This is a genomic window from Biomaibacter sp. TOL (genome assembly GCF_059717795.1).
The window spans coordinates 266,795-284,167 of record NZ_AP046092.1; the positions used below are offsets into that span (position 1 = coordinate 266,795).

General features: G+C 40.3%; 20 protein-coding genes. 1 reads left to right on the plus strand and 19 read right to left on the minus strand.

Going from position 1 to position 17,373, the window contains the following annotated elements; translation table 11 throughout:
- Positions 1-41: 41 nt before the first annotated feature.
- The 19 genes from AC6I1H_RS01425 to AC6I1H_RS01515 form a co-directional block, all read right to left on the minus strand.
- Complete coding sequence (locus AC6I1H_RS01425) at positions 42-308, minus strand: hypothetical protein (protein ID WP_120768694.1); 267 nt, start codon at positions 306-308, stop codon at positions 42-44.
- A gap of 24 nt (positions 309-332) precedes the next feature.
- A complete protein-coding gene (locus AC6I1H_RS01430) occupies positions 333-845 on the minus strand; it encodes a uracil-DNA glycosylase family protein (RefSeq protein WP_497739277.1) in 513 nt (170 codons plus the stop codon).
- A 92-nt stretch (positions 846-937) separates the two neighbouring features.
- Entirely contained in the window at positions 938-1,237 is a 300-nt protein-coding gene (locus tag AC6I1H_RS01435; protein WP_497739278.1) for a hypothetical protein, read from the minus strand.
- An 86-nt stretch (positions 1,238-1,323) separates the two neighbouring features.
- Complete coding sequence (locus AC6I1H_RS01440; protein ID WP_497739279.1) at positions 1,324-1,710, minus strand: DEAD/DEAH box helicase family protein; 387 nt, start codon at positions 1,708-1,710, stop codon at positions 1,324-1,326.
- 185 nt (positions 1,711-1,895) lie between these two features.
- Positions 1,896-2,123 (minus strand): type II toxin-antitoxin system HicA family toxin, encoded by a 228-nt coding sequence (locus tag AC6I1H_RS01445; protein WP_120766953.1) that lies wholly within the window; start codon positions 2,121-2,123, stop codon positions 1,896-1,898.
- Positions 2,120-2,350, minus strand: coding sequence for a type II toxin-antitoxin system HicB family antitoxin (locus tag AC6I1H_RS01450; RefSeq protein ID WP_120766954.1), 231 nt, complete (start codon positions 2,348-2,350; stop codon positions 2,120-2,122). The genes AC6I1H_RS01445 and AC6I1H_RS01450 overlap by 4 nt, the downstream gene beginning before the upstream one ends.
- Before the next feature lie 111 nt (positions 2,351-2,461).
- Entirely contained in the window at positions 2,462-2,683 is a 222-nt protein-coding gene (locus AC6I1H_RS01455) for an AbrB/MazE/SpoVT family DNA-binding domain-containing protein (RefSeq protein WP_120766955.1), read from the minus strand.
- A 182-nt stretch (positions 2,684-2,865) separates the two neighbouring features.
- Positions 2,866-3,102, minus strand: coding sequence for a HepT-like ribonuclease domain-containing protein (locus AC6I1H_RS01460; RefSeq protein WP_120766956.1), 237 nt, complete (start codon positions 3,100-3,102; stop codon positions 2,866-2,868).
- Positions 3,102-3,545, minus strand: a complete 444-nt coding sequence (locus AC6I1H_RS01465) for a nucleotidyltransferase domain-containing protein (protein WP_497740892.1) — start codon at positions 3,543-3,545, stop codon at positions 3,102-3,104. The genes AC6I1H_RS01460 and AC6I1H_RS01465 overlap by 1 nt, the downstream gene beginning before the upstream one ends.
- Positions 3,546-3,601: 56 nt before the next feature.
- Positions 3,602-3,922, minus strand: coding sequence for a putative heavy metal-binding protein (locus tag AC6I1H_RS01470; protein ID WP_497739280.1), 321 nt, complete (start codon positions 3,920-3,922; stop codon positions 3,602-3,604).
- Between the two features lie 269 nt (positions 3,923-4,191).
- Complete coding sequence (locus AC6I1H_RS01475) at positions 4,192-4,920, minus strand: hypothetical protein (RefSeq protein ID WP_497739281.1); 729 nt, start codon at positions 4,918-4,920, stop codon at positions 4,192-4,194.
- Positions 4,921-5,057: 137 nt separating this feature from the next.
- Positions 5,058-5,237 carry a hypothetical protein gene (locus AC6I1H_RS01480; RefSeq protein ID WP_497739282.1) on the minus strand — a complete coding sequence of 60 codons (180 nt, stop codon included), beginning with the start codon at positions 5,235-5,237 and terminating at the stop codon, positions 5,058-5,060.
- Between the two features lie 194 nt (positions 5,238-5,431).
- The gene (locus AC6I1H_RS01485) at positions 5,432-6,142 is read right to left on the minus strand and encodes a hypothetical protein (protein ID WP_497739283.1); all 711 of its coding nucleotides are present in this window, start codon (positions 6,140-6,142) and stop codon (positions 5,432-5,434) included.
- 1 nt (position 6,143) lies between these two features.
- On the minus strand, positions 6,144-8,075 hold the full coding sequence (gene pglZ, locus AC6I1H_RS01490; RefSeq protein ID WP_497739284.1) for a BREX-3 system phosphatase PglZ: 1,932 nt from the start codon (positions 8,073-8,075) through the stop codon (positions 6,144-6,146).
- Positions 8,076-8,228: 153 nt separating this feature from the next.
- Positions 8,229-10,787: a DNA methyltransferase gene (locus AC6I1H_RS01495; protein ID WP_497739285.1), complete on the minus strand. Its 2,559-nt coding sequence runs from the start codon at positions 10,785-10,787 to the stop codon at positions 8,229-8,231.
- A gap of 13 nt (positions 10,788-10,800) precedes the next feature.
- Positions 10,801-14,472 carry a DUF6079 family protein gene (locus AC6I1H_RS01500; RefSeq protein ID WP_497739286.1) on the minus strand — a complete coding sequence of 1,224 codons (3,672 nt, stop codon included), beginning with the start codon at positions 14,470-14,472 and terminating at the stop codon, positions 10,801-10,803.
- A 183-nt stretch (positions 14,473-14,655) separates the two neighbouring features.
- Positions 14,656-15,132, minus strand: coding sequence for a BREX-3 system P-loop-containing protein BrxF (gene brxF / locus AC6I1H_RS01505; protein WP_497739287.1), 477 nt, complete (start codon positions 15,130-15,132; stop codon positions 14,656-14,658).
- Positions 15,133-15,187: 55 nt separating this feature from the next.
- Complete coding sequence (locus tag AC6I1H_RS01510; RefSeq protein WP_497739288.1) at positions 15,188-15,577, minus strand: hypothetical protein; 390 nt, start codon at positions 15,575-15,577, stop codon at positions 15,188-15,190.
- Positions 15,561-16,925, minus strand: a complete 1,365-nt coding sequence (locus tag AC6I1H_RS01515) for a tetratricopeptide repeat protein (protein WP_497739289.1) — start codon at positions 16,923-16,925, stop codon at positions 15,561-15,563. Before AC6I1H_RS01515 ends, AC6I1H_RS01510 begins: the two co-directional genes overlap by 17 nt.
- 274 nt (positions 16,926-17,199) lie before the next feature.
- Here AC6I1H_RS01515 and AC6I1H_RS01520 point away from each other — a divergent pair, with 274 nt between their 5' ends.
- Positions 17,200-17,343, plus strand: coding sequence for a hypothetical protein (locus AC6I1H_RS01520; protein ID WP_497739290.1), 144 nt, complete (start codon positions 17,200-17,202; stop codon positions 17,341-17,343).
- Positions 17,344-17,373 lie beyond the last annotated feature (30 nt).

Sequence of the window (17,373 nt, forward strand, 5' to 3'; positions counted from 1 at the left end):
CCACTTTACCTAAAATAATAATTATTTTAGGCTGTATAATCTCAATTAATGGCTTCAAAAATTCTTCCGTAACTTTCTTTTTCCCATATAGACTTAACTTTGCTGGACATCCCATTTTGCTTTATCCTTAAAATTGCATTTGTAAAAAATGTTGGGGCATTGGTATTTGGTTGTGATGGCTTGCCAATATCAATATTTAATGTTTGAAAAAGTTTCATCAAATTAATATTTGTGGGATTTTTATCATCATCTCTACCTTTGTTTGTTATATAATAATTTTCATCTCCCCAATCTTGACCTATAACCAAAATATGTGCATCGAGGTTCCCTTGCTATAACGACCAAGGCCCTAAAGCTGTATCATTATCATATATACCATTTAAATTTCTAAGTGGAGGAAAGGCTTTAATGAAAAAATCGCACACTGGTGTCCCATTACAAACAATAATTTTGGGCTTAAAACTCAATATTTGATTCCTTAAATAAACTGAACAGTTCTCCTTTATTTTTTCTGCTTCCTTTATGTTGATATTTTCAGGCGGAAAATTGTTTGAGCAGCATTTTACAATGTCGGTATGGCCAGCCCCTTTTGGCTTGCCCAACAAACTGTACAGATGCTTCGATACGGTTAAAAAATCCTTGAAATAAGGATGAATATCTCCTGAAAAATAATTTTTCAAATTATCTTTTTCTCTGGGATCATTATAATTTTCAGGCCCTTTTGGGTTCAAGCCAACTATCCATATTTGACTGTCGGGATGTCCTTCACTAAAGCCTAACTCAGCAATAGGTTTAATAACCCATCTTATCAGAGAAGGTACTTCCTCATTTATTTTTTCTCTCATTTTTTCTTTTTTCTTCTACTTCTTTCTGGATTATCGCCCGGAAATGTTCCTTTATTTCACGATTTTGCTTAATTATACGTGCCGGCATATATTTACAAACGGCGAAACGCCCCGTAGACAGGCACATCGGCGATTACCATCTCAATTTTCTCGGTTTCTTTTGGTTCTTTATCTTTATCCTCATCGTGAATGCCAGTTAAATCTATATTGGTTAAAAACTTGTACCTTTCTGTAACTGCTAATATGCCGTCTTTAACCCCCTGATAGTAGCTGTATCTAAATACCGGTTCGCCGAAATAAGCATCTGTATTTTGTGTTTCCTTGTCAGAAGGAGTTGCGGTCCCAATACCTTGGCATTTCCAGACCTGAAATGTTCGATTACCGTATGCCAATCTCCGAAATAAGACCTATGGCATTCATCAAGAATTATGCCGGTCAAGCGGTTTATTTTAAAGGTATCACCAAATACCTTATTAAATTAGCAAACTGTCTGTTCGGCAAGAGAATCCCTGTCTACAAGAAATAAGACCCGCCTAACTAGCCCGACTTTATAAAGCTTACCGATAATTCCTGCTGCTGTTATCGTTTTCCCCGTGCCGGTGGCCATCTCAAATAGGTTCTGTCTCTTCCCAATTGAAATGCACTCATAATTTTTCGCCTGCACTAAAGCCGCATTCAAATCCATCCCATGTTTTTTGGCCTCGATAATTGCAGCAGGTGACCCATTTACTAATATCGCATAGTCCGTCTTTTCTCCGCCCGGTCTAGGATATTCTTTGGTTATTTGAGTAAAATCAGCTAAATTCCAGTTCAGTGTCCTTAAATGTTCATCAATCAAGGACTTCGCATTTTCCTCTGTATTCACTTACTCCCCTCCCTAAATCTGTTAAGTTTCTTTTATCTCCAGCAGTTTCTCAACTGTTCAGTGACGGTGAAAGCGTTTTTCTGCGGAAAATCTTCTTTAAATAACTTCTAAATCGGTAGTATTGGCCAAACTATGTTTTGTTTTCTTCATTCAATCTATAAAATGACTTCATAAAATCCTCCGGTTTAATGTAGTTCAATTAAATCATCTGCTGTTATTCCAGCCTGTTTGAGTATACTTTTCAAAGTTTTGGGCTTCAGGATATCACCTGCATGAACCGGGACCGTTACCAGATTACCTTTGGGGCCTTCTAGGTAATGATGGCTGCCATGGATATGAACTAACCTAAATCCTTTTTTGCTCAAAGCTTTGATTACTTCTTTGCCCGTCATTCTGGGAAGTCTTAGGCTCATACAGACACCTCAACTTCCCCAAAAAAGATCGGCGGTTCCTTTATAGGTAAAGGTTCACCCTTCATTTTTAATACTTCCAAATAACCTATTATGGCTTCACGGACATTTTTTAAGGCTTCTTCAAGAGTATCCCCTTCGGTTATACACCCGGGCAGAGCTGGGACAGTAACAGTATAGCCGCCATCTTCCTCATTCCACTCCAAAATTACTTTAAACCTGCGTTCCATCTTATTAACCCTCCGTTTGCTTTTAGTGGTAATTCATCAGGATCCTTTTCCGCATTATTTTTAATACACTTTAAAATAATTACCCTTCTTCCTGTTCCTCAAAATATTACTCTATCTTCTTTGTCCACTGTTTTTATACTCATTTATCGCATCTTCAGCAAGAACATCAAAGGGGTTTATTGCAGGAATAACGTGCAACTGGTTATCCTTGGGTGTATATTTAATAAATACGATATCACCGCTATCTATTCCCAAGGCCTTCCTTATATTTTTTGGTAATGTTAACCTGCCCTTGCTGTCAATCTTTGCTACTGCTTGTTTTATCTGAGACATGCTTCTGCCTCCTTTTGTGGGATTTTCCCACCTCTAGTATATATAATCACTATATATATTTCAATAATTTTACATATCTTCAACATAGCTTCCATGCGATTCCTATAGCCGGCCATTTGAAAAAGCTTTTACCCAGTTTTTCATCAACGATTCCTTCTTTTTGCAGGCCTTTTACTATAGATTTATATTGCTATAGATTTATATTCGGTGGAAAAGTCTATATGACCAGTCTTTGCCAAAATATGCCTTCCAATATCAAAGATTGCCTCCAATGACCTCCTAAGATAACTTTCGGCGGCAGCAGAATATAAACCATTTTCTAAAAATTCCTTTTCGGGAACGATTTTGAGATTTTCCAGTTCTTTTAAATATGCCTGGATTAAGTCCAACCGTTCCAGTATGGCGGATTTATTTATCATCATAATTCCTCCAAACGCTCTTCATAATACTTATCGAGGACATATTTAAAGTCAGCTGCTTTTGCAAGGGTCTTGAGTTCATAATCATCTTTTATTTCCTCAGATTCAGCGTATATACATATACCCAAAATGGCCTCTGTTTGAAAAACCGAATGATTTTCCTGCAAAAAAACCAAATCCAATCTCGGAAATATTTCTACAAGGTCATTATAAATGTCGCTATACAATCTATATCTGCCATCAACGTCATTGATGTCATATGAGAAAACTATACCGACATCAATATCTGCCAGTGGGTCTTCTATATTGACATCCTCGCCGTTTAAGATTTTAAATGCATTTTCCTTCTGGGAACCAAATAGATACATAAGGATGATATTATATTTTTTACATATGCTGTTAATTATCTCAAATTTATTTTTCTTGTCATCATATAATTGCATTAAATCACTTCCTGAATTATTATCTATAATTTCATTTCCCCTCATACTACATCAATTTACTCAATTACTACCGCCGTGCCGGATGCAGTCACCATGAGCATGTTGCCGTTTTGCCCCAGCACTTCGTAGTCCACATCCACGCCGATGACAGCATTGGCTCCCAGAGACGCCGCTCTTTTCTCCATCTCCCTCAATGCAGCTTCTCTTGCTTCGAGCAACTCCCCTTCATATGACCTGGACCGGCCGCCGAAAATGTTCGAAAGCCCTGCTGCAAAATCCTTAATAAAGTTCACACCAGAGATAACCTCTCCAAAAACTATACCCTTGTACTCCACGATTTTCTTTCCTTCAACACCAGGGGTTGTCGTCAATATCATTTTTAATCTCCTCCAGAATAATATTTTATTTATTAAATGCCAATTCCCATATCCAGATTCAGCGTATATACATGCCTAAAATAGCCTCTGTCTGAAATACCGAATGATTTTCCTGCACAAAAACCAAATCCAATCTCGGAAATATTTCTACAAGGTCATTATAAATGTCGCTATACAATATATATCTGCCATCAATGTCATTGATGTCTTATGATGAAGCTATTCCGACATTTTAACAAGGGCTTCGCCATCCAGCATAGCATCACCTCCTAATAAGAATTCACCCAGTATCTTATTCCACCGTTTTCCAATGTTTCATATTTATAACCGTTCTCATCCATAATTTTCTTAAGTTCAGAAAAATAACCGCTATTATTTTGGTTGACCATTTCTATGTACTTATTTGCTATTTCTATATCACTTTTACTTTTATTATTGATATAATCAAGATAATGTTTAAAAGCCAGTTTTGATATGTTGGCATATTCCTGGGTGGTTACTAATAATGGTTCAAAAGGTTTTACTGTTTTCTGTCCAGCGAGCATGTTTTCCCATTTTTCGCAATTGGCAACTCCTTCAATTAAAACCTCTTTATATAATTTCATATCTCGACTCTGATATGGCACTTTATGAAAATCGCTTAATTTTAACAGGCTCTGATTGATAGAATCTCTGCATATTTGAAGATTTTTTAAATATATTTCCTGTTCTTTCGAAATTATTTTTAAATCGCTCGTAGATGTTTGAGAAATAGTATTTATAATTCTATTATCTTGATTCATATATTTATATAAAACAGTAGGCCCGATAAACAGTATCAGAGTTATTATAATACTTAAAAACACCGAAAAAGGACTTCTATTCGTCCCTTCAGCGGGTTCAAACTTAACAGTTCTTTTATGGCTTGAATATATTTCATTTATATCATTGTATTTGTTACTTTTCTTAAGTTCTTGCATCTCTTTTCTAAAGTTTTTCTGGGTAGGGGTAAAGAACATATAATCACTCCTCTAAACGCTCTTCATAATACTTATCGAGGACATATTTAAAGTCAGCTGCTTTTGCAAGGGTCTAAAACTATTCCGACATCAATATCTGCGAGAGGGGCCACACACTCCATTAGGGTATTCAAATATTAATACACTTCTTTTTTACTATATTCTTTCAATATTTGTTTTTCTGTTTTATGATGTGTAAGAAGATCAATCAAATCTTTTTCTGCTTCTTCTTCGCTATTGTATTCATTTAAAATTTTACAAAGGCAGTAATTGCCATCACCTTCATGTATCAGATAACCTTTCCTATATTTGTCCATATGAAACCCTCCGTTAATTATTGATTTTTCTTTGATGGTCTTTAGAACTTTCATGTATTAAATAACCTTTTCTATTTTCGTTCATATAAAATCTTCCTTTTCTAATATTTTTAGAGTGGCTTCAAATTAGAACTTTTGCCTGATTTAATAAAATCATTAAAATATTTTTAGAAAACTCCCTCGTCCTCTTGTAATTATCTTGCAATAATCACCACATCACTCCCCATCCTACTCAATGACAGGGTATTTGAATTATTAAAGTCATCGAGCCCCAGGTTCAGTTTAAAGGGGAAGGCGGCGGAGAGGTTGTTTGCTTCAATGAATCTTAGATAATCTTTCTCCAAAGCTTGCATATAGCAGTTTATGAAAAAGAGTTTACAATCCTGTTTTTCAATCTCTATAGCCCGGGCTTTGGCGTATTCTCCCACCTTTGTCCTGGCGATGACATCCCATTCAGTCATGGAACCGACTATTTTTTGAAGCGCGTATTTTACGGTGCTCCTTTCTCCCCACTTTTCAAATATGCGCTTTTCCAAGATTTTTAAAGACACCCGGTCCTGAAGGCTGAAAATCTTTCCTAATGATGATGCCACATCGATAAATATGGGGAAGGCCAGAATTATCATGGACCAGTGAAGTAACATTTTCTCATCTTCCGGCACTTTCTTAAACAAATCTAGAGCCTTTTGCTTCAGATTTTCATGAGATGCGGGCACGCTTACCCAGATCCTTAAAAGCTCCGCCAGGGTTTTTTGGCGGGTGATTTCGGCTTTTGCTTCCTTTTCAAGATATTCATTCAGATTTTTTCTTATGATTTTTTCATCCTTTTCCCGGCACGCGAGAAAAGCCGTAAAATCCAGCCATTCTCTTTTTATGAATCGATTAAATCCCACTGTCTGCATCATGTTATGCTCCTTTTCTTACATGGACGAATGGAACAATGACTTCCTCAATGGATGTTCCGCCATGACATATCATTTTTTCGTTATATTTGCCGTAAGCGAAGTTATCATCGCAGATGATATAATTATAATCCTGGGGTAAGCCATAAGCTTTCCATTTAAAGGCCCTGAATGTTTGAAGGGCGCTATCATGGCTTTTGGATTTTTCGTATATTCTGACCCTGCTTTCCGCCTGGTCCACACCGAGGCCTTCCTGAAGCCTGCCCTGGCCTACGGCGCTGATGTTTCCATGATCCGAGGTTATATATATTTCATATCCGCAGGCGGAAAGCTTCAGCAAAAAGCGCTCAAGCCCTCCTTCTTTGAGCCAGAATTTTATGTCCTGATGCATCCCCGAAAGAAGCAATTGCCCGCCGTGCACCATGTCATCTATCATGTTTACCACAAGGCCCAGTATCCTGGCTTTCGGGTTTTTGACCAGTTCTTCAAGGCCGTTTTCGTCAAAATGCTTAATATTTCTCATGTAATATATGCTATCTGCCCGAAAGCCCTTATCCATCCAAAACCTCTTCCAGTGATTTTCATCGTTATCCGTAGAAAAAAACGTATCGGCAAAGTACGCCGGCACCTGCCCCGAAAAGATGGCCTGGCGCGATATATAGGTCATGGTTGGGATCCATGCAAAAGATAGGTTCTCTTCCAGTATCCATATCTTACTCTGATTCAGATGCCTTTTTATTATTATCCAGTTGTCCAGAGACATGCCGTCAAATACTATGAGGGCCGCTTTTTTAAAGTTTTCTTTTTGCATCCTGTAATGGATGTGCCAGGGAATATGATGTACCATCACTGGAAAAGCCGTATACGATAAAGACGAAAGCAAACCGTAATTTTCCAGAAGCCACTCCTTAAAACACCTTTCCAGATGTAAAGAAGTTTTTTCAAACTCCTTAATATCCAACTCCTTTTTTATATTGCTGTCACTTACTATCACCAGTAATTCAGCCCACCGGGAAGCTATGCCCCACCAATCTTTAAAAGATTCCACCTTTTCCAAGGACGTCCTGACCTTTTCCATCAATTCTTCATAGTTCTTCTTTTTATCGAGAAACTCTTGATAGATTACCCCATCCCGGGCCCAAACTGGAATCCTCTGGATTTCATGGCAATGGACGGGGGTCAAATACCCTTCGGAAAAAAGGTTGTCCATATACACTCTGATATCTGCATGGCCAAAATTCACATCGGATTTGATATTATTTTCAAAAAAAGATTTTATATAAAGTTCCCATTGCTGCTGTAGATAATAAAAGAAGGATTCTTTTCCGGATAAAATTTTTTTAACGGGGAAGCTTATAAAATCCGGATGTGTCTCAAATCTCTTTGAAAGGTAATTCAGGATGATTTCAGGCAACTCTTTCCCGCAGTAATATATTTTTATCAATGTTTTTATCAAATCTTCGTATGTGTGTATGGTATCCGGAAATATGCCGTAGACGTTTTCAAGAATGAAATTTATGGTTTCGCCGTCGCCCAGATTCAGACCCGTGTAATTTTTATAAGCATCGTATACATCATTTAAAATGCCGCTGCCCATTTCCTTTAAAACAGTGTAGCTCAGCCCGGGAAAGATGTCTTTTATGGTTATCCTTATTTCCTGAAATATGGACTGAATATCGTAAGGTACATACGTATTTCGTGTAAGCCTCAGTATAATCTTATCCCCGCCTGCTTCATCAATGTCTGTACCTTTATTTAAAATTTGTTCGAAATAAAACCTGAACATATCCGGGTCTTCATAATTAATGAGGGTGTAACCGCAGCTACTTATCCGGGATACAATCTTTTCCCCGGCCACCATATCGTCAGGGTCATAGAGCAGTATGAAATTGTTCTGGTTTAAAGGAAGCTTTTGGCAAATTACATCTTCAATCATATTTTCACTCCAAACGCTGCATGGTCATACTTATGACCGGCCGCCGGGTCACACGTATACTGCAGCCAGTTAAAAGCGTTAAAGGTTTTGCATTTTTTATGGGTCCATCGCAGGCTATCCATTATCTGTCATATTTGATATGTGGCTTTCAGCTCAAACATGCCCCTCACCCATCCTGGTCAGGGCGTTGTCATAATACATCAATATGCTGCTGTCTTCCTGAAGGATGCTTTCCGGAAGCCTGTCGCCTATTTTCACTATGGTGGCGTAATCCTTATCCCTCCAGCACTTTTTAAACCCTGCCCTTATGGCCTCGGTCCGGAAGACCTTCAGCCTTCCGGTGCTGTTTTTATACTCCTCAAATTCTTTAAGCAGGTTCTTTTCTCTGAGCTTTTCCAGATCCGACTGCTTGCTTGGATCCGGCACATACCATCTTCCCTTTTCATCCTGCAGGAAATTTTCCTCCAGAAGATCCAAGAGCTCGGGGAGTTTTTCATGTTTCATCTGGTGAAGTTCCTGAAGAAACTTTGGTTGGAGTTCCTGATAGGTCCGGGGCATTTTTTCCAGCTCCTTTCGGAGCCACTGGATGGCGGTCTTTTCGTCCAGGATTAAAAAGGAAAGCTGGTCATTCAGCTCCATTTCCATCCTTTTTTTATCATATATAATTACCTGATCCGGCAAAAAGTACATGCCGTCCCGCTCCGGGAACCTCTGCTTCAATCCCGCATAAAAGTCCGCCGCCCCCATGGGTATGGATGCGCCCTTCTGGATGTGGAAGGCAATCATGCTGTCATACAGAAGGTACGCCTGCCTCTCGGGGATGACCTCCAGCCGTCCTTTGTGTTCCACCGTTACAGGCAGTTTTTCCAGATGCTGGCGTATATAATCCCAGGCGCCTTCTTCCGTGCCGGCTTTCTTGAGGAAACCCCTTACAAATGAATCCCTGGGCTTGTAGGCGGAAATGACAAGATCCTGCTTCGTCGCCTTGGTGGTTGTGACCTGCTTGAAGCTTCCCTGCTGTTTATCGAGGGTCTTTACGCCGGCAATTACAAACCCTGCTTTCAAAATGGCCTCCTGAATGGAATTCCATACAGTGTTTTTAGAATTGTGAAATTCCACCGTCATCCATCTGCCGGGTTTTAGTATGCGGTACATCTCACAAAAACACTTCTCCATCAATTCCTTATACTCGGATAAGCCTTTATGCTGTGCATTGTTTACAATGGCTTCGGACTTGTTGTCTGTGAAAACCCCGAGCCATGCTTCCCAGAGGAAATTGAGCTCGGAGTACATCAGGTTGTCGCCGAAAGGCGGATCGGTAAAAATATAGTCTATGGAGTTGCTGCGAATATTACTAAGAGCTACCGAGGACTGCGACGTGATTATCGTATAACTGCCTGGGGTTTTTATTTTTGTAAGTCTATCAATTTTATTTAAATAAGCCGCTATTACATTTGATTCACTAATCATGGATGAAATATACAACGTCCCACTTAATGGATTATACGGAAATGATACATTAAATCGAAACCTGTTTAATTTACTAATATTGATTAATTGACTTGTAAATAATAATTTTGCTAAAAACTCTTGATTAATGTTTTTAAACTTGTTATAAATTGCACTCAATATCCACAAATTCCTCTTCGTATAAAAATGATGCACATGTGTTATTCCAAATCTATCATTTCTTCTTGACTCATCTCCCTCCGGCATCCTGTCCGTCGGATACCAGTACGGAATGTCCATTTCCTCAATCTTTTCAATCAACTTTATGTCAAATTCATCGGGGGTTTTTTCGTATCTTGCCCTGCCCACAGAATAGTTTATGAGGACGGGCGCCTGTTTTACCTGCCTTATGGTCTCACCTATGGCTTTATCGTATTTGGTCACCCAGGCTTTTTCCAGGTTTTTTTTGTTCACCTTTGCATTGCAGTGAGGACAGTTAAATTCATCCAGTACTTTGCCGGATTCTTTGTCCACTGCCGCATCCCAGAAGATGATTTCTCCGCTGCAGTTGGGGCAGATGAAAACATCGGACCAGACGGTATAATTTATCCTGCCCTTTACGGGCTTTCCATGGATATCGACTTGGGGCACGCCGTCTATGGTGTGGATGGTTTCATACATCCAGCCGCATTCTTTTTCCACTTCCTCCAGGATGCGCCTTGCCTCTTTTTCAAATTGTTCCACATCCACCGGTGTGTTGTAGTTGTACGCTATGAAGGTGGCGGCAGGGGAAAGGTCGCACAGGATGGCCCTTCTGGCTCCCCACTCCACCTTTTTACCTTCGTGCCTTGCTTCTTCTTCAATTTTCAATTTGAAATCCTTATCGGGGTTTTCGCACATTGAAGCCGCCACTCCGGTCATGCCGGTGCCGCAAAAGCCGTCGAACACTATGTCTCCGGGTTTAGTGTAGTGGAGGATATACCTCATTATCGCCTTATGGGGCACCTTTGTATGATAGGAATGGGCGTTGTATATGGGGTCGTTTTTACCTTCCGACACATCGGCGGTATAGGGTTCGCAGTGGTAATCGTCTTTTTCCTCATCATAAGGAGTCCCGTATTTTTCTATAAAATCATTTATAAAAGGATTGGGGCACGCCGTATAATAAGGAGGGTCGGAGAGGGCTATTATATCCTCATCCGCGCCTTTTGGAAATCCCTCCATATGTCTTACGCTGTCCAGCATTTCTTTCGTGAGCTTCATCGTGCTGCCTCCATCATTTCAGTATTATTCTTATCCTGCCGGCATCTTTGCCTCTTGATATTTCATCTAAAAAATCCATAAACCTCTTTTTTAAATCCTCTATGGTAGAGGGACCGCTTCCGAATACCTTGCTTTCTATATCCCTGGCTGACACTTCAATTTTTTCCAAACCTCTGGAAAGGTCGTTTATGGCCGAAACAAACACGGCATCGACTTTTTCGGGAAGAGTCCTGCCTTCGATTAACGGTTTTAACGCCCTTTGCTGTTCTTCCCTTAAAAAGCTTATGTTCTCGCTGACTCTTGAATCATCCATGAAATTTACCAGGATATTTTTCCATTCCTCATAGAGTTTATCCAGGGCATCTTCGATGGATTCCAACTCCCCGAACACAGATCTTTCGCCGTCCGCAGGATTAAAGTTACAATGAGGGCATAGCGCCGTATTTTTCATATTGTCTTCGATGAGGCTAAAGCAGACTTTCAGCGATGATAATCTATCTATCTGTTCCTTTAACTTTCCCTGCGGGATTATATCTTTTATGCCTGTTAGCTTCTCAAGGTTTTGCTTTATACTGCCGTTTAATATCTTTTTCCTGCGCTCATCGCCTGAAAGGTCCAGTCTATGCTTTTTGTGGAGCTCCATGTATTTTTGTATATACTCATCCTTTATCTGTCTCAACCTGCTGGTAAGCCTTCGGGAAATATCATCATCTATGCTGCCGGGTTCTTTTATGATACTTTCGATTTCCTGTTTTATATCTGCGACCTTTTTACTCCAGGCTTCATCTTTGAGCACCAGTTCGGCACTGGCAATATAAGAGGCATACGGGTCAATCTCCTGCTTGAAGGATTTTAGAACGTTCAATTCTTTTATGATTTCCAGGGCTTTAAAGTAATCTTCTATTTCTCTAGAAGTGGGTTTGAAGTTTTTAAGTTTTGCCGGGGTGTTGTATTTTTTCAAAGAATCGAGAAATTCCCTGAATCTTAATAGAGCTTCTTTGTAATTCTGTTTTTTGCTCTCATTTATAACGGGTTTACCCCATATATTTATCTCCCCATACATGAATTTCTGGGCATCGATGATCTTTCCCAGCATATCATCTATTCTTTTCAGCATCATTTCCACGGCAGCTGCCCTGGTGTTGGGATTTGTAATCTGTCCCGGAGGTATCTCCAGATATTTAAAAAGGCACTTTAATGCCTCGATGGGGATATCCATCGGGCGCTGGCAGTGTTTAAATTGTAGAATATCTGCGGTATTATCAGCCGCCATCTCTTCCAGCATGGTGGCGTCGTATTTTTTTGCGGAGGTGGTCAAAGTTATATCTCCGCTGTAGACCAGGGAAGCCATTATCACCAGAACCCACCAGGGCTCCAGCTTAAACCTTTTGTCGAGTTCTTCATCGGCATTTATCCGCTCAAAGATGTCTTCCCGGTTCAGCACCTGTTGTTCCGGCAATTTATTTATGAGGTTAATAAAATGCCTAGCGTATATAGAGTGCTCGGGGGAAATGTTTTTTTCTTCATCCAAAAGCCCCAGCGAATCCAGGACTTTGGCCCCCACATCGGTCTTTTTGCCTGCTATATAATTTATGGCGGATTTGAACAACTCCCGCGTATTTTTCTGGGTCACCAGGACGGAGAATCTGGGGTAGTCGGGGTATTTTCCTGCAAAATACGGGGAAAGGCATGTGGATGCGGTCATGTCTATATAATCCTTGATGGTGACCTCCACGGCCGCCCTGCTTTTCAGCCAGTAGAGGATGGTCCTGCATTCGCCGTCATACCGCACCTCAAAGCACTCTTTTATGTGCTCCCGTATCCATTCTACGGCTTTTTTCTGATACGCCCCAGCTTTATCGTAGTATACGGATTTACTGCTGCCCGAAGATATGTCGTACATGGACATGGCGGCGGCGTACATCCTGATATATTCATCAACTTTTTCATCCCGGTTAGCAAATTCAAAGTAAACCTCATCCGGCCGTGTCACGCCGTCATGCCTGCTATTCCCGTAAGGCGGCAGGAAATATATATAAAAATCCCTGGGCGGCTGGGCGGTGGTCCTTTCATTGGGCAGCCCCATGAAAAGATATCCCCGCCTCTCCACGTTTCTTTCTTCCCATGTCAGCTCATACTGGTATATTCTGCGACCTCCCACATACTCGGGCCTCTCCCACTCCATGGCCTTTAATATGATACTGTAATAATATTTATTTATGTCCTCATCTTCAATAAAGTCGGCCCTGGCCTGAATCTTTGCATCATAGTCTATATCTTTTTTCAGGTCCAGATAATACTGCTCATTGTCCCGGTTATATGTTATAAACTGGCCGCTGACGGTCTTCAATATTTCTTTCATCACCGTTTCAATGGTGGTCTTTAAAAAGCTTTCTTCCATCTCGGGCATCGGGGTATAGAGAAAAAGGTCGTCCTTCATATTGTCCACCGTAAGCCCCAGAGGAGAATGGATGTCTCCCGTGGTAAGCCTTTTTACGCTCAGGGCGTAGATTATTCTTCTGGCCATGGGTTTATACTGAGGTCTGGTAAACGAATGTTCTATAAGGCTTTCCAGCACGCCGCTCTTTTCTATGACTTCCCTTATATCCGCATCGGATTTCATGCCGGGATTATCTTTTATAAAATCCCAGTATGAATCGTAGGAAATGATGCCGGTATCGTCTTCGGGCACCTCTTTTTCCAGCAAATTTTTTATGGTAATGGATATGGTCTTTAACACTTCCCTTTTTTCGGCTATGTAAACCTTCTCAAAAGTTTCTATGTACGAAGGATGAATGGGAAAGAGGTTAACATATTCCTCCAGCCGGTCGGCAAGATTTTTATAGAGGGGGCCGAACTTGGCCAGATGTTCCCTTATCCATGCCTTCTGCCTTTCGTTTTTCTTGAGGATCCTTTCGGAGACCACGTAGGATATGTCCTGCTTTTTTATCATGATCTGTTCAAATCGGGCTTTCACCCTGTTTAAAGAGTCCGCCACGAAAGAAAATTGCCCGCTTTCAAACAGGGATTCCTGCAGACCCGCCATAAAACGTATGCGGGTGACCTTGCTGACCTCGCCCATTTCTCTCAGAAAAGTGAGAGCCAGGACCATCTTCTGTTCCGTCAAATGCCTCAAATAATCCAGAAGCTCATCGACCACGATAAGATATCCTTTGTCGGGATACTTTTCCTGAAATAAATTCATCATCTCCACCAGAGAATCGGTGGTATTCGATACTTCCTCCATGGATGGAAATTTATATTCTATTCCTCTTTGGTAAAGGTCCTTTTCTATTTCCCTGGTCACTATATCTCTAAGATCCATCTTGGAAGCGCCTATCTCGAACCTCAACACCTCAAATTTTCCGGCAATACACTTCGCTTCCTTTTTAAACCGCTCATTTTTCATCAAATCCAGCATGTCTTTATTTTCAGCTATGGCGGAAATGACTGACATCAGATGGGATTTGCCGGTGCCGTAGTTTCCGACTATGAAAATGCCCTTGTTGTCCACGATATTTTCAAATTGGAGCTGAGGCAAGATAATGCTTATGAGGGCATCCGCCATACTGTCGGACATGACGTAAGTTCTGACAAACCTTTCCGCATCCTGCTTTTTGTTGGTATCGGTAAGCTTTATGATGCTTTCCACCGGATCAAAACTCACCAGGTCTTTGTACTTCACAGTTATCCCCCTTTTCTTCGGCTGGTATTATTAAAGATGATTCCAGGTAAAAAAGCAGCTTTCCGCTGGAGAATGCCGGCGCCTGCTCTTTCAGCATTTTAAGCACATGCCCTGCTGCAGGCCGGCATACGCTCGATTATTGCTCTTAAAAAACTTCTTTCAGAATTCCTTAATTATGTAGGTTTACTTTTCTTGCGTTACATCGATTACAATATAGTCATGTTCATCCATTCTGTATTTTGCAAAATCCGGATGCTGTGGGACCGCATATATAAGGTACCCGTCCTCCACTTTGCCGTTCCAGTGGGCTATAATGGCTTTATAGCGGCTCAAGTTCTTCAGCAAGAGCAAAGGGTCTATCTTAAGATGCTTTTCAAAAAGAATTTCGATGTTATCCAATATCAACAGACTGCCGTGATACGATTCGATTATCTCGTTTACATATTCCTCCACATAAAAACAGCGCTCATCAAAGGGAAGGCGAATGAGTTTTTCGGAAAGTTTTAGATTTAAATTGATGTAGTCATATCCGGATTCCAAAGATAGCTTCTTCAATATGCCGGAGATTTGCCGATCTTTCGGCCCTACAATCAGAATGAGCTTGTAATATTTATGCGGCAATATTTTTATGGCATTTTGTATGTCAAGCTCTTTCAACATTTCCCCACCCGGCCATTCTTAATCAATTTTTATTGCTTTGAAACTATGCCAATAATCAAAAATCCTTTGATTTAATAAGAATTCTCCAGAAATCGCCAAAATCCTGCTTTTTATGCGGTAACACCAGTCCTTTTTCCAAACCTTCTTCGAACCCTCTTCTGTATATTTCAGGGTCGATTATCATTTTTGCCATTTCATTCACCTCCTGCTCTATGTCTTTTAACTCTTCTCTGAATAGTTCCCCGGCCAGGGTGCTAAGTTCCAGAAGTATTTTGTTGCATTCTTCTATGATAAGGTCGTCTGTTTTAAGAGCGTCTTTTAATTCTTTGATTATGTTCTCTATTACTTCTGTTATTTTCCTGCGGTATTCGTGCCTTTTCCATGGCAAGCACATCATGAATGGAAGGAAAGGAAAGGTAATGTATATATCATATTTTATGCTCAAGGATACCGTCTCCTTCAGTTTCCAACGGCTTTTCACTGCTTTTCGATAGAATCTTGATTGATCTGTTGAACATGGCCTTGGCAGCCTCATTTTCGCCTATTTCCATATATACATTTGCCATGACCGAGTAGGTATCAGCCAGGTTCGAATCCAAGACGTCATGTTTTTCAAATATGCCTGCGGCCTTTTTCAGGGCCTTCAAAGCCCATTTCTTCTTGCCTATTCCATACAAAAACTTTCCCAGGATCTCAAGATTATGTGCCATTATTATCTCATCATGGTTCATATGCAAAATATCACGAACCCTCCTGCAGTATTTCAGGCACTCCTTATATTCCTTCCTTTGAATATAGATATTTGCTATCTCGTTCAGACTCCTGGCCTCGCTCAGGGGTCTGTTTATTTTCCGGTAAAGCCTTACGCTGTCCTTAAAACACTCAAGCGCTTCATCCGCCTTATCCTGCTTGATATAGACCATGCCCATGTTGTTTTCGGCCATAGCAACGCCATAATCGTATCCAATTAGCCTGTAAAGCGAAAGAGCCTTGCCAAGATGATTCAAACTTTCCGGGTAATCCTTGAGATAATAGCAGCATAGCCCCATGCCGGTATAGCAGTCTCCAATATATCGATGGTAGTTCTCCCTTTTTGATATCTCGAAAGCCCGGCGGTAATACTCCATGGCTTTCACATATGACCCTTGCCTGCCGTATATGGAACCAAGCTTTATCAGAGATTCAGCCATGATTTCATACAAACTCAAATTATTGTCTTCCATAACCTCAAGGCACCTTGCAAAATGCTCCCCGGCCTTTTCATACTCCGACAGCTTTTCGAAGCACATGCCCATCATGTAAAGGCAAACGGCCATCTTGTCATGCATTTCATAATTGATTAACTTCTGCAGGATATCATTGCAAACTTTTATACATTCATCATACTTATTGAAACCAAAATACACTCTGGCCGCATAATAGTCACACAAGAAGCAATAAGTATCAATTCCCAATTCCTGCATTTTGGATTTTAACTTGCCTATAACTTCAAGAGCCCCAGCGTAGTCGGAAGAACTGACATCCAGCTCAAATTTGGCAAAAAGGTCTATGAGATGATTGACCGTGTCGCTATCCACCGTCACCACCGACTCCCTTTCCTCTTCCAGCAGATAAGCCACCGGAACTTCCAGCTTTCTTGCGAGTATCTCAAGGGTTTTTAAAGACGGATTCAGCTTTCCTTTCTCGATCTGGCTTATAAAGCTGGTGGTAAAATCCTCCCCGGCCAGATCCTTTTGCTTGAGGAACAACTCTTTTCTGCGCTTCTTAATTTTTTCACCCAAAAAACTGCCCATCAAGATTACCTCCGCAAATATTTATAACAATATATTAACATGACGAATAAATAAGTCAAGAAAAACAGCAAATAACCTGATAAATCAAGATTGGATTAGACAGATATGCCAATTTATGGCGCTTGCGAACGAATGATAACCTATTTTAACTGCATAGTAGTAAATTTATAATGACATGACAGAATATTTTTTAAGACGGTCTATTGACAATTAATATAAAATTAACAATAATTGAGTCACAAGATTCCATATTAAGCAAAAAGAGGTGATATAAATGAAGAGGATATTACTTTTGATACTTTCGTGTGCTGTGTTCTTCAACGTATTAAGTGTAAATGTAAACAATAAAACCTGGCCTAATCAATCCGGAGAAAAAATTATTGAAGTAATAACTTTAAATGATGCGGAATGGCCATAGTGTAAAAATTTTAGAACTGAATTGCAGAGA

Bases quoted from the DNA above. Each gene is read 5' to 3' on its own strand.
- AC6I1H_RS01520 (WP_497739290.1), top strand. From the start codon at position 17,200: ATGAAGAGGATATTACTTTTGATACTTTCGTGTGCTGTGTTCTTCAAC.
- brxF (WP_497739287.1), bottom strand. From the start codon at position 15,132: ATGTTGAAAGAGCTTGACATACAAAATGCCATAAAAATATTGCCGCAT.
- AC6I1H_RS01485 (WP_497739283.1), bottom strand. From the start codon at position 6,142: ATGATGCAGACAGTGGGATTTAATCGATTCATAAAAAGAGAATGGCTG.
- AC6I1H_RS01455 (WP_120766955.1), bottom strand. From the start codon at position 2,683: ATGTCTCAGATAAAACAAGCAGTAGCAAAGATTGACAGCAAGGGCAGG.
- AC6I1H_RS01470 (WP_497739280.1), bottom strand. From the start codon at position 3,922: ATGATATTGACGACAACCCCTGGTGTTGAAGGAAAGAAAATCGTGGAG.
- AC6I1H_RS01450 (WP_120766954.1), bottom strand. From the start codon at position 2,350: ATGGAACGCAGGTTTAAAGTAATTTTGGAGTGGAATGAGGAAGATGGC.
- AC6I1H_RS01430 (WP_497739277.1), bottom strand. From the start codon at position 845: ATGAGAGAAAAAATAAATGAGGAAGTACCTTCTCTGATAAGATGGGTT.
- AC6I1H_RS01445 (WP_120766953.1), bottom strand. From the start codon at position 2,123: ATGAGCCTAAGACTTCCCAGAATGACGGGCAAAGAAGTAATCAAAGCT.
- AC6I1H_RS01495 (WP_497739285.1), bottom strand. From the start codon at position 10,787: ATGAAGCTCACGAAAGAAATGCTGGACAGCGTAAGACATATGGAGGGA.
- AC6I1H_RS01475 (WP_497739281.1), bottom strand. From the start codon at position 4,920: ATGTTCTTTACCCCTACCCAGAAAAACTTTAGAAAAGAGATGCAAGAA.
- pglZ (WP_497739284.1), bottom strand. From the start codon at position 8,075: ATGATTGAAGATGTAATTTGCCAAAAGCTTCCTTTAAACCAGAACAAT.
- AC6I1H_RS01515 (WP_497739289.1), bottom strand. From the start codon at position 16,925: ATGGGCAGTTTTTTGGGTGAAAAAATTAAGAAGCGCAGAAAAGAGTTG.
- AC6I1H_RS01460 (WP_120766956.1), bottom strand. From the start codon at position 3,102: ATGATAAATAAATCCGCCATACTGGAACGGTTGGACTTAATCCAGGCA.
- AC6I1H_RS01465 (WP_497740892.1), bottom strand. From the start codon at position 3,545: ATGCAATTATATGATGACAAGAAAAATAAATTTGAGATAATTAACAGC.
- AC6I1H_RS01480 (WP_497739282.1), bottom strand. From the start codon at position 5,237: ATGGACAAATATAGGAAAGGTTATCTGATACATGAAGGTGATGGCAAT.